The 12,328-nt window shown below is 30.7% G+C and carries 11 protein-coding genes; 6 read left to right on the top strand and 5 right to left on the bottom strand.

The genetic code is table 11. From position 1 onward, the window contains the following. The first annotated feature begins 82 nt into the window (after window positions 1-82). Together ABD771_RS10875 and ABD771_RS10870 are read left to right on the top strand one after the other, a co-directional pair. Window positions 83-322: a hypothetical protein gene (locus tag ABD771_RS10875; protein WP_345094428.1), complete on the top strand. Its 240-nt coding sequence runs from the start codon at window positions 83-85 to the stop codon at window positions 320-322. Further along, window positions 319-576 carry a hypothetical protein gene (locus tag ABD771_RS10870; protein WP_345094426.1) on the top strand — a complete coding sequence of 86 codons (258 nt, stop codon included), beginning with the start codon at window positions 319-321 and terminating at the stop codon, window positions 574-576. Before ABD771_RS10875 ends, ABD771_RS10870 begins: the two co-directional genes overlap by 4 nt. A gap of 42 nt (window positions 577-618) precedes the next feature. Here the strand turns inward: ABD771_RS10870 and ABD771_RS10865 are convergent, their stop codons facing one another. The 5 genes from ABD771_RS10865 to ABD771_RS10845 all read right to left on the bottom strand — a co-directional run bounded on the left by ABD771_RS10865 (window position 619) and on the right by ABD771_RS10845 (window position 8,727). Continuing rightward, on the bottom strand, window positions 619-993 hold the full coding sequence (locus ABD771_RS10865; protein ID WP_298304044.1) for a methylglyoxal synthase: 375 nt from the start codon (window positions 991-993) through the stop codon (window positions 619-621). A 57-nt stretch (window positions 994-1,050) separates the two neighbouring features. Then, window positions 1,051-1,902, bottom strand: a complete 852-nt coding sequence (locus ABD771_RS10860; RefSeq protein ID WP_345094423.1) for a BadF/BadG/BcrA/BcrD ATPase family protein — start codon at window positions 1,900-1,902, stop codon at window positions 1,051-1,053. A gap of 76 nt (window positions 1,903-1,978) precedes the next feature. After that, window positions 1,979-2,986 carry a type I glyceraldehyde-3-phosphate dehydrogenase gene (gap, locus tag ABD771_RS10855; protein ID WP_345094421.1) on the bottom strand — a complete coding sequence of 336 codons (1,008 nt, stop codon included), beginning with the start codon at window positions 2,984-2,986 and terminating at the stop codon, window positions 1,979-1,981. A gap of 69 nt (window positions 2,987-3,055) precedes the next feature. Beyond that, window positions 3,056-4,042 (bottom strand): 6-phosphofructokinase, encoded by a 987-nt coding sequence (gene pfkA / locus ABD771_RS10850; protein ID WP_345094419.1) that lies wholly within the window; start codon window positions 4,040-4,042, stop codon window positions 3,056-3,058. Window positions 4,043-4,197: 155 nt separating this feature from the next. Next, the gene (locus ABD771_RS10845; RefSeq protein WP_345094417.1) at window positions 4,198-8,727 is read right to left on the bottom strand and encodes a translocation/assembly module TamB domain-containing protein; all 4,530 of its coding nucleotides are present in this window, start codon (window positions 8,725-8,727) and stop codon (window positions 4,198-4,200) included. A 111-nt stretch (window positions 8,728-8,838) separates the two neighbouring features. Between ABD771_RS10845 and tsaD the strand changes: the two genes are divergently transcribed. The 4 genes from tsaD (at window position 8,839) to ABD771_RS10825 (ending at window position 12,274) form a co-directional block, all read left to right on the top strand. Continuing rightward, window positions 8,839-9,861, top strand: coding sequence for a tRNA (adenosine(37)-N6)-threonylcarbamoyltransferase complex transferase subunit TsaD (gene tsaD / locus ABD771_RS10840; RefSeq protein ID WP_345094415.1), 1,023 nt, complete (start codon window positions 8,839-8,841; stop codon window positions 9,859-9,861). 1 nt (window position 9,862) lies between these two features. After that, window positions 9,863-10,567, top strand: a complete 705-nt coding sequence (locus ABD771_RS10835) for a 16S rRNA (uracil(1498)-N(3))-methyltransferase (protein WP_345094413.1) — start codon at window positions 9,863-9,865, stop codon at window positions 10,565-10,567. A gap of 5 nt (window positions 10,568-10,572) precedes the next feature. Next, on the top strand, window positions 10,573-11,211 hold the full coding sequence (locus ABD771_RS10830) for a DUF4159 domain-containing protein (RefSeq protein ID WP_345094411.1): 639 nt from the start codon (window positions 10,573-10,575) through the stop codon (window positions 11,209-11,211). Between the two features lie 109 nt (window positions 11,212-11,320). Next, window positions 11,321-12,274, top strand: a complete 954-nt coding sequence (locus tag ABD771_RS10825) for a zinc metalloprotease (RefSeq protein WP_345094409.1) — start codon at window positions 11,321-11,323, stop codon at window positions 12,272-12,274. Window positions 12,275-12,328: the final 54 nt, after the last annotated feature.

Here is a 12,328-nt window from a genome sequence, read left to right as displayed (position 1 = left end):
ATTGGTTTTGAAGTTTGCAACCTCATAAAGATTAGGAACTTTAGCAATAATTTTAAGTAACATAATAAGACTCAGAGAATATATGAGAAAAAATATCTACATAATTTCGATAATTTTATTTGGACTATTTAGTTGTAAAAATGAAAAGATTGATAAAAAAAATCCACCAAAAGCAAACTCTCCAAAAATTGCAGATAAAAATAGTAATCCATTATTTTCAGAAAATGATTACTTATTGGTTTATAAATATTCACAAGGAGAAGACTCTCAATTAATCGGAATAAATATTGTAGACAAAAAACTATTAAATTCCATATTGTGACTGTAACTCTTCCTTGTGATACAGAATATTGGGGAATAGCGGAAAATAAAAATTGGAATAACGATGGCGAAGTCGATGAAGATGAAAACGGTGGTTATTTTTCAAATGAATATATCAAAGAAGAAAAAGAATATCTAGTTGGAATAAGATTAGCTGAGGATTTGAGTAAAGTGAAAATAAAGTACATTCAAAAAGACAGCTTAGAAACAGATTGTCTTCCAATCACGGAACAAATAATGAAACGAATAAAATAACGTTTACTAACAGCAATTTTAAGAAACTAAGATTTAAGTCTCCTACTCCAACCCATCAATTCCCAAAAGCAATAATTGTGCTGTAGCTTCATTGGTGGCTAAAGGTACATTGTGAACATCACACACACGAATCAACATATTGATATCTACTTCATGAGGATGATTCGACATAGGATCTTTGAAGAATAAAACCATTTTTGTTTTTCCTTCGGCAACTCTTGCAGCAATTTGAGCATCGCCACCAAGTGGTCCAGAAAGCATTTTCTTAACTTTAAATCCAGCAGCTTCTGCCTTTCCTCCTGTAGTTCCGGTGGCAATTAGCTTGATGTTTTCTTTTATAAGAATTTCTTTGTTCTTGTTTAAAAACTGAACTAAATCGGCTTTCTTTCCGTCGTGCGCTATTATTGCAATTTCCATGATATACTATTTGATGTAAAAATAAAAAAACCTGACGTGATTGTCAGGTTTTTCTAATTATTTATTTAAAATATGATAAGCTATCAATCCGTCAATTGGTCTTCTAAGAACATTACCTATTTTTATGTTATAGTGTTCTAAAACTTCTTCCAATTCCTCTTTTAGGTAGAAGGCTATTGAACCTACAAAGTGAACTAAAACATCATGACAGTTATCAAATTGCATGATATAATTTTCAACAAAGTCTTTCATTTCTGCTTTGATTATTTCTTTGCAGAAAGCATCATCTTTATGTTTGATTAAGAACTTGGCAAACGTAGCTAAATAGGCATTTGGGTTGGGCTCTTTATATAAATTATTCTTAATGTAATCAGCATCAAGGTTGTATTCTTCTTCAAATTCTTTGGCTAATTCCTTAGGCATTTTATTAAAATAATATCCACGCAATAAATGACGTCCAAAGCGATTTCCTGAACAATCGTCCATAGCTATATAGCCAAGAGATTGCACTTTTTGATGCAACACTTTTCCGTCAAAAAAACTACAATTAGAACCAGTTCCTAAGATGCAAACAATGGCTTTTTCATCTTTTGGTGTAGTTGCATAAACTGCAGCATAAGTATCTTCATGTACAGAAATAGCAGCATTTGAAAAATATTCTTTAAATACAATAGTAAGAAAGTCTTTCATTCTATCAGTTCCGCATCCGGCACCATAAAAGAATAAATGAGTAGCTTTTTCTTTATTGTGAGAAATATCAAATTTATCATCAAGACGATTGATAATTTCTTCTTTGTCTAAAACTTCAGGGTTTAATCCTAAGGTTTGTGTTGTGAACAATACTTTTCCGTTTTCGTCTATTGCTATCCAATCGGCTTTAGTAGATCCACTGTCAACTAATAATTTCATTGGTTTGTTTTGGTTTGTTTGTGTTAGAAATAAAAATCCCGACAACTAGTCAATAGTCATCGGGATTTTTTTATTATTATAAACCAGCTACGTGAACTGATAAATCAATTAATTTACTTGAATAACCATATTCGTTATCGTACCAAGAAACTAATTTGAAGAAAGTTGAATTCAATCCAATTCCAGCTTTAGCATCTACTATAGAAGTTCTTGAGTCTCCAACAAAATCTTGAGAAACTACGTCATCTTCTGTAAATCCTAAAATTCCTTTCAATTCATTTTCAGAAGCTTTTTTCAAAACTGACATAATTTCATCGTAAGAAGTTTCTTTAGCAACTTTAACTGTTAAATCTACAACAGAAACGTCAACCGTTGGAACACGGAATGACATACCAGTTAGTTTACCATTCAACGCAGGAATTACTTTTCCTACCGCTTTAGCAGCACCAGTTGAAGATGGAATAATATTTACACTAGCAGCACGACCACCTCTCCAGTCTTTTCTTGAAGGACCATCAGCTGTTAATTGAGTAGCTGTTGTAGCATGAACTGTTGTCATTAATCCTTCAACAATTCCGAAATTATCATTGATAACTTTTGCTAATGGAGCCAAACAATTAGTAGTACAAGAAGCGTTAGAAACGATTGTGTCAGTAGCTTTTGCTTCGGTATGATTTACACCCATAACAAACATAGGAGCATCTGCCGATGGAGCTGAAATAACTACTTTCTTAGCACCACCATCAATGTGATATTGAGCAGTTTCTAATGTTGTGAAAATTCCAGTACATTCTGCAACTACATCAACATCAACGTCTTTATCATCCCATTTGATTAGTTTTGGATCTCTTTCTGCGGTAACTCTAATAAATTTATCGTTTACATAAAGTTGTCCGTCTTTAACTTCTACTTTTCCATTAAAACGACCGTGAACTGAATCATATTTTAATAAGTAAGCCAAATGATCTACATCTAATAAATCGTTGATAGCTACTACTTCTACATTATCTCTGTTAAATGTTTCTCTGAAAACGATTCTTCCAATTCTTCCGAATCCGTTAATTCCTAATTTTACTTTAGACATTTTATTTTAATTTTATATTTTATTATTAATTATTGAAGTTGACTTTTGAAGTTGACTTTTGAAATTGTATTAAGTTGTCATAATATCAGAAACTCTCAATAGTTCTCTATCAATTTCTGAATGACCTTTTATAGCTTGTTCTAATGGTGTTAAAGCAACTTTATCGTTCAACATACCTACCATAAAGTTAGATTTACCCTCTAAAATGGATTCAACCGCTTTTACACCTAACCTACTTGCAAGAACTCTATCAAAACAGGAAGGCGAACCACCACGTTGCATGTGACCAAGAACAGAAACACGAATATCATATTCTGGGAAATTTTCTTCGATGTAATCTTTTAATTCGAATACATTTTTTCCAATTTTATCGCCTTCTGCAATTACAACAATACTTGATGATTTACCCGAAGCTTTACTTTTACGAAGAGAATCTAAAAGTCGTTCTAATCCTAAATCTTCTTCTGGGATAAGAATTTCTTCTGCTCCTGCACCAATTCCTGCATTAAGAGCGATATGACCTGCATCACGTCCCATAACTTCTACAAGAAACAGACGATTATGTGAACTGGCAGTATCACGAATTTTATCAATACAATCAACAACGGTATTCAATGCTGTGTCAAATCCTAAAGTATGACTGGTTCCAAAAATATCATTATCAATCGTACCAGGAATTCCCATTACTGGATAACCAAATTCGTTATTAAAAATTTCGGCACCTGTAAAAGAACCATCTCCACCGATTACTACTAAAGCATCAATACCAGCAGCAACAAGGTTTTCGTGAGCTTTTTTACGACCTTCTACCGTCATAAATTCTTTAGAACGAGCTGATTTCAAAATTGTTCCACCTTTGTTTACAATATTGTTTACAGAACGTGGTCCCATTTCTTTAAAATCACCTTCTATCATTCCTTGGTAACCTCTATAAATTCCAACACATTCAATGTTGTGATAAGCACAAGTTCTAACAACAGATCGAATAGCTGCATTCATTCCTGGAGAGTCACCTCCTGAAGTAAGTACACCTATTTTTTTTATCGTTTTTGACATATTTTTATGTTTTAAAATGTAAATTTAACAAAGAATAAGCATATAAGTGATGAGATTTTTACCAATTCGATAAAATTCGTAAAATTCAATCGTTTTCGTTGATAAGTTTTAAGTTATTAAGAACCTAAATTGAGAATTGCATAAAAAAACCTGAATTATTCATCTTCAGGTTTTGCTTCATTATTAGGTTTGTTTTCAGGTTCTGATTTTTTCTTTTCTTCCTTTTTTTCTTTTTCCATTTCAATATAACCTGGAAGAACATCAGAATCATCTTGGGTTTCAACAAGATTCTTTTTCTCTCTATCTATTTTAGATTTGAAAATTTTATTGATTAATTCCTTGAAAGTATCAAAGTCAACTTCATAGGAAACTCCAGCTCCTTGAGTATAACCAATTCCTTGTCCGATATAATTGATATCGTTTTCACGATTGAAAATTCTTAAATTTAAAGTACCATCTTCGTTAACGCGATATTGTGCTTCAAAATTTCCAACAATAGCCGTTTCAGAAACACCTCCAGTTGGTACACCTACTTTTCCATTAATGGTAATTCGTTCATTAATTTGGGTAGTAACAGAAGCAACTACTCTACCATCAGTTGGATTTAAAGCGGTTCTATCACCTGATGTATAGGAAACGTCAACTATCATTTTACCATCTTTGTCATTAAATAAGTCTCCAAATAAGGCTCCAGCTTTTTCGTAAAAACTATTAGTAATTTGCGATTGGCTTATTCCTTCCGGACTTAAAAATCCACCTGTAGAAAGTAAATACAAAGCTTGTTTTTGTCGCGTATCTTTATCACTAAGCTTGGTCTCAATTTCAGATCTTAAAACAGAACTTACGTTTGGAAAATTAATATTAAAATCGGGCTCTGGATTAGTAATTGTTCCTTTTAGATCTATTATAACTTCAACTGGAATTTTTCTATTGAAAGAAGCGTTATCAATTAATACGGCCGGGTTTGCAGTAATGTTTCTTGAAACAGCTTCAAGGTTTAATGTTGCATTAAATGGATTTCCTGTCCAAACGATAGAACCAAATTTTTTGACATCAAATTTCTTATCGATTAAACCTCCATATTTAAAATTATAGGAACCTTCCCAAACTTGAAAGTCACCATTCATTTCAAACTTACCTAGAGTATTAATGTTCATATAAAGAGTTCCTACTCCTTTTCCTTTCATACCGTGTTTAGAATCTCTGTCAAGAATAACTTCAATGCTTGCATCTGTAGTGATATCAAACTCAAAATTCATTTGAAGTCCGTTGTAGTTTCTAATAAACTCTGCTTGTTTGTTATTAAGACCTAATTTTTCATTTTTAGATATAAACTGTATGTAGTTATTCTCACTTACGGCATCGGCATCATTAATAGGAATTTTAATATCGGTTCCTTTATTAGATTTAGCATTAACATTTATTTCTAATCCATTCGTTGGACCCTTAATCGTTGCATAGCCATCTATGAATGCTCTTCCAAAATAGGCTACATCTTCTTTATCGTCTGTATCTAAAGCTAGAATATTTTTGGAACCAATTGTTAAATCCAATTCCCAATCACCAAATTGTTTGTGCTTTATAAATCCTTGCAAATCACCTTCAGTATTAAACTTAGTGTCATTTACTTTAGTTTTTTGTATGATAAATTTATTTTGTGTTATATCAACAATTGAATTATCTTTAAGCTCATAATCAACATTCAAATATGGAATTGTTACACCTGCATCATTAACAAATAATCTACCATTATAATCAATATTATTAACATCACCACTCAAACTAGCTTTACCTGAAACAAAGCCTCTAATATTAGATAATACTTCACCTCCAAGATTGCTTAATACTCCCAAATTAAATTTTTGAAAATTTAAATCCAAGTCAATGACTGTTGATTGATCAACTATTTGCAAATTACCATCAGCCTCAAAAGACTTAAAGTTTTCGTTTTCTATCTTAGATTCAATATCAAATCTGCTAAAATCATTATTTCCTGCAATATCTAAGTTTAAGTTTCCTAATTCATTATCGTTTATCAAAAGATTACTTATTTCAACAGTTGCAGTAGGTTGATATATGGCATTTTTTTGCTTCAAGTAAACCTCTCCATTCAAATTTCCATCAAACTTAAATTGTTTTACATCTGGAGTAACTTTATTAAGGTTTACATCATGAAATGTTAGTTGAATATCTTTCTCTGTTTTTCCACTCAGTAATCCTTTCAGTGCGATGGATTGATTTTCATGAGAAACAACAATATCATCAAAAGAAAAACTACTCAACTTTTTATCAAATATGATTTTATTTTTGTCGTTTTCTTCTTCATTTATATACCAAAGAAAGTCCTTAAACATCATTTCTGATTTGTTAAATCCGACAATGTTTTGTTTGTTTTTATCAATAGTGTGATATAAATTCAAATTATAAAAGTCATTTCCTTTTTCGCCTCCTTTAAATTCTGTTCTAAACGATAAAGTATCTTTGGAAGTAGCATTAATAAGTGAAAAATCTCTTATTTTATAGTTTTTAACCTTGATACTATCCATTTGAACATAAGTATTATACAATGGGTTTTTATTATCTACCTCAAGTAAAACTTTATCTAAATGTGTTCCAAAAGCATCAATAGTTTTGGAGGTGAAATTCAATTTAAAATCATTATTATCCGACTTAATAATTCCGTTAATAACGGCATCATCACTGAACGATATATCAGGATTTATAATCTCTATAATTTTATTAAATTCTGTAAATTGAAATTTTAAAAATTGACCTTTTCTTAAATTATTAGGTTTATAATTGGTGTATAAACTTCCTAACGAATTTTCAATCATACCTGGTATTTGATTGATGTCAAACTTACCCTCTACTTTTCCATTAACTTCATTAGGCGAATACAATAAAATTGTTCTAATATTTTCAGCATCAAAGCTAGAATTAACAGTCAAATTATCAAAGAAATAAATATCTTTTGGATTTTGATAGGAAGCATTAGTAATGATAACATCACCTCTCATATTATTTAGATTACTTCCAGTAACTTTCATGATAACATCACCTTTAAAAACGGATACTGCATCATTCATGAAGTTTAAATTTTTAAGATTTGCATAATCTACCTTAGCATGAAAATCATATATATTTTCTTTTTTACTTAAGTCAACTATTCCACTGAAATCAAAAAATAAATTAGGATCATTAACATTAATGTTTCCTTTAAAAATTGGTTTTTTAAAACTTCCATCTGCCAAAATATTCTTGTAAGTATAGCCATTATATCTAACGCTTTTAACTTCACCTGAAAACTTTGTGTCTAGATATTTTTCAACGAATCCTTTTCCATCTACATCAACATCCATAGAAACTTTTCCAACATCCTTTCTGTTTAAAAAACTACCTACATCAAAGTTGTCTAAAACTATATTGCCAAAATAAGAAGCATTGTCAATGTTATCAATATTAGTCATTAAAAGTTTTGAAGAAACATTACCTAACCTTGTTTGTAAATCAAAATCGGCATCGATACTTTTAGTAGTAATCTTGGCATCTCCTTTCAGATTAAATTGTCCTAACTTTTTCAAGGATGATGGCAATTTTTTACCTAAAACATTAGGCAAAATCGACACTAGATTCTCATAACTAGAAGTCACTTTGTCAAATGAACCATTCATGTAAAACTCTCCTTGTCCTTTTTTAGCAAAAAGATTTTTAAAGTTTACATCTCCAACAATCTCTGAATTTCTTGTATCCTTTAATTTTAATTTTTTAATTGTGAAATCATTTAAAGTACCATCTACTTTACCTTTAAAATCGAAGATTTGATTTTTACCTAATTCATTATAAAAATACCGAATATCATTTGTGGCGATAGTTGCTTTTTTTGAATTAACATCAAAAATTACTTTGTTATTAAAATCGGCAAAATCTTTTCTATCATATTTTAATATAACCTCTCCTTCAAAATCAGACTGATCGGTTTTAATGATAGTTTCTTCTAATCTAATGTTCTTTTTTGTGTAAGTAAATTTAGATTTTAAATTTTCTACAAACAATCCTCGATGGTCTTTGAAAGACATTTCTTTTATGTTTGTAGTAACGTCAGGTCCTTGAATTTTAAAATCTGTTGCAAAAACATTGAGTTTTGTAAAATCAACATCTTTAGGATTTTCTCTGTTGTAATCATGCAGAATAAAACGACTATTTACTAAAGTAATTTTATCTGAAGTCATTAAAAACTTTCCAGAAGAAGTTTTACCATCATCAAAAGCTGCTACAAATTTATCAAGATTGGTATCTTTATCGCCTTTGTATGTTTTTACATTTAAGGTTAATTCATCGGCTTTAATAGCTCCAAAAATCAAATCACCATCTAATAATCTTTTAGAATCTAAAATGTTTGTAATTATTCTTTTAGCAAAAATTAAAGTATCTTTTTGCTCATCTTTAACCATAACATCTTTAAGCTGAACACCACCAAATATTGTAACTTCAACTTGATCTATGTATATATTTGTCCCATATTGTTTATTGAGTTCCTCTGTGTAATAGTGTGCAATTCTAGTTTGAACTGAAGGCAACGAAAGAGCAATACCCGTCAACAGAAGTAAAAATAAAAGAGCAAGAAAAATTCGAAAAATTATTTTCCTGACTTTTTTAAAACGAGTATTTACTTTTTTTTCTTTCAAAATTTAATTTTGGCATTGAATAAGAAACCCCGAAAATAGTTACTTTTGTATTCGTTGTAAAAATAATCGTTTTATAATGGTTATTCAAATATAATTCAAAAATTGTGCCCAATGTTAGATAAGGATGTTTTTATTCTCGCAATTGAGAGTTCGTGTGATGATACTGCCGCTGCTGTTTTAAGAAATAATAAAGTTTTATCGAATGTTGTTGCTGGTCAAAAAATACACGAAGAGTATGGAGGAGTTGTGCCTGAATTGGCTTCAAGAGCACACCAACAAAACATCGTTCCAGTAGTTGATATGGCTTTAAAAAGAGCTAATGTCAATAAAAAACAACTAAGTGCAATAGCTTTTACTCAAGGTCCTGGCCTTATGGGTTCGCTTTTAGTGGGAACTTCTTTTGCAAAATCTCTTTCGCTTTCACTCAATATTCCATTGATAGCTGTCAATCATATGCATGCTCATATTTTGGCTCATTTTATTGATGAAGAAGGTTTTGACAAACCAGAGTTTCCTTTTTTAGCATTAACTATTTCAGGAGGACATACGCAAATTGTTAAAGTAAATAGTTTTTTTAATATGGAAATTATCGGCGAAACAACCGATGACGCTGTAGGAGAAGCTTTTGATAAATCTGCAAAAATAATGGGACTTCCCTATCCAGGTGGACCTTTGATTGACAAATTTGCTAAAGAAGGAAATCCGAAGAAATTTCAGTTTACAAAACCAAAGGTTGATAGGTTAAACTTCAGTTTTTCTGGACTGAAAACACAAATTTTGTATTTTATTCAAAGAAATGTTTTAGAAAATCCAAACTTTATTGAAGAAAATAAAGCTGATATTTGTGCTTCTATTCAACACACCATTATTGAAATATTAATGGAAAAATTAAAAATGGCTGTTGCAGAGACAGGAATTACACAAATAGCTATAGGTGGTGGTGTTTCTGCAAATTCAGGAATCAGAGAAACTTTGAAAAATGCTGAAGGAAAATATGGCTGGAAAACATTTATACCAAAATTTGAATACACAACCGATAATGCAGCCATGATTGGGATTGTTGGTTATCAAAAATATCTAGAAAATAGGTTTAATGATGCTTCTATAGTTTCTAAAGCAAGAATAGAATTTTAATATGCAATTATTTTATAATCCAACTATTTCAGAGAAAGATACTTCTTTTGTTTTTGACAAAGAAGAGAGCAAACACGTAATTAAAGTATTACGCAAGAAAGAGAGTGATATTTTATTTGTAACCAATGGATTAGGTTTTTTATTTAAAACTGAAATAGCTCTGGCTTCTGATTCAAAATGTACAGTTACAATACTGTCTTTTGAAAAAGAAGAACCATCTAAAGTACAATTACATTTAGCCGTTGCTCCTACTAAAATGAATGAACGTTACGAATGGTTTTTGGAAAAAGCTACAGAAATTGGCATTCAAGAAATAACACCAATAATCTGTGAACATTCTGAAAGAAAAGTTATAAAAAACGATCGATTTCAAAAGATTATTGAATCAGCAATGAAGCAATCTTTACATTATTATATACCAAAATTTAACGAACCAATTACATATAAAGAGTTTGTAAAAAAGGATTTTAATGGTCAAAAATTCATTGCTCATTGTGAAGAAACAAACAAAAAATCATTGAAAGAGGCATTAATTCTTAATGAAAACATTACTTTATTAATTGGTCCAGAAGGTGATTTTTCTACAAAAGAAATAAAATTAGCATTGGAAAATAATTACATTCCTGTATCTTTGGGTAAAACAAGATTACGAACAGAAACGGCAGCTGTAGTAGCTTGTCATAGTGTAGCACTATTAAACGAATAAATTCAATGAAGAAAGTTTTTTTAATCATAGTCTTAATTTCCTCTTTTTCTTATTCCCAAGAAATTGCTTTGTTGAAGTATAATGGAGGTGGTGATTGGTATGCTAATCCTACTTCATTACCCAACTTAATTAAGTTTACTAATCAGAATATTAATACTAAAATCAAATCTAAACCAGCGACTGTTGAACCTGGTAGTCCTGATTTATTTTCTTATCCATTTGTCCACATGACTGGTCACGGAAACGTTTTTTTTAATGATGCCGAAATATTGAATTTAAGAAACTATATGATATCTGGAGGTTTTCTCCATATTGATGATAATTTTGGTATGGATGAATTTATAAGAAAAGAAATCAAAAAAATCTTTCCAAACAATAACTTGATTGAAATACCAGCAAATCATGCTATCTTTCAAGGTCCTTTTGTTTTCTCAAGTGGTTTGCCAAAAATTCACGAACACGATGGAAAAAGACCACAAGCCTTTGGAATCTTTGAAAATAATAGATTAGTGTTGCTTTATACTTTCGAAAGTGATTTAGGTGATGGTTGGGAAGACCCGGATGTTCATAATGACCCTAAAGAAGTTAGAGAAAAAGCATTGAAAATGGGAGCTAACATTCTAAATTATATATTCAGCAATTAATTTCAATGTATTTCATCGATTATACAAAATAAACTACTAAAAATATTTTTATATGTAATTAATATGTTATAAGATTGCATAACTATTAATTAACCCTAAATTTATTTTTATGAAAAAAATCCTTTTATCAGCATCATTATTAGCGATGCTTTTCTCTTGTCAAAGTGAAGATTCAAAAGTTGTTGCAGAGAATAATGCAGCTCAAAGACAATGTGCCTCTCAGGAAGTATTGGAAAGACAATTGAGAGAAGATCCTGAAATGGCTTTGAGAATGAATAAAATTGAAGAGTTTACTGAAAATTTTACGAAAAGTAATCCAAACTATAGACTAGTAAATGGAAAAATTCAAATTCCTGTTGTGGTAAACGTTTTATACAAAACTACTGCTGAAAATATTTCTTTAGCTCAAATTCAATCTCAAATTGATGTTTTAAATAAAGATTTCAATGCTACAAATTCTGATTATGGTCAAGTTCCTGCATTATTTTCTGGTGTAAAAGCTAATGTTGGTATTTCTTTTGTATTAGATCAAGTAATCAGAAAATCTACAACTAAAACGTCTTGGGGAACAAATGACGCTATAAAGAAAACAAACCAAGGCGGTTTGGCAGCAGTAACTCCTACAACAAAACTTAATCTTTGGGTTTGTACAATCGGTGGAGGAATTCTTGGATATGCTCAATTTCCTGGAGGTGCTTCTGCAACAGATGGTGTTGTAATAGATTCTAAATATTTAGGAACAACTGGTAGAGCAACTTATCCTTTCAACTTAGGAAGAACTGCAACTCACGAAGTCGGTCACTGGATGAATTTACGTCACATTTGGGGTGATGCTACTTGCGGAAGTGACTTAGTAGCTGATACGCCTACTCACAATACTGCTAATTATGGAGTTCCAACTTATCCTCATTTAAGCACTTGTTCTGGTACTCCAGTAGAGATGACAATGAACTATATGGATTATACAGACGATAGAGGAATGTATATGTTCTCATTAGGACAAAAAGCTAGAATGGACGCAGTATTTGCTGTTGGAGGTTCTAGAGCTTCTTTTAGAAACTAAAAAATAAAATCAAAATATTCTAAAAACTCGTTTACATTTGTAAACGAGTTTTTT

It is taken from the genome of Flavobacterium chungnamense (genome assembly GCF_039539165.1).
In the GTDB taxonomy this organism is placed as follows: Bacteria; Bacteroidota; Bacteroidia; order Flavobacteriales; family Flavobacteriaceae; genus Flavobacterium; species Flavobacterium chungnamense.
The sequence above is the reverse complement of the archived record's forward strand: the minus strand, read 5'-3'. Positions and strand labels throughout refer to the sequence as shown.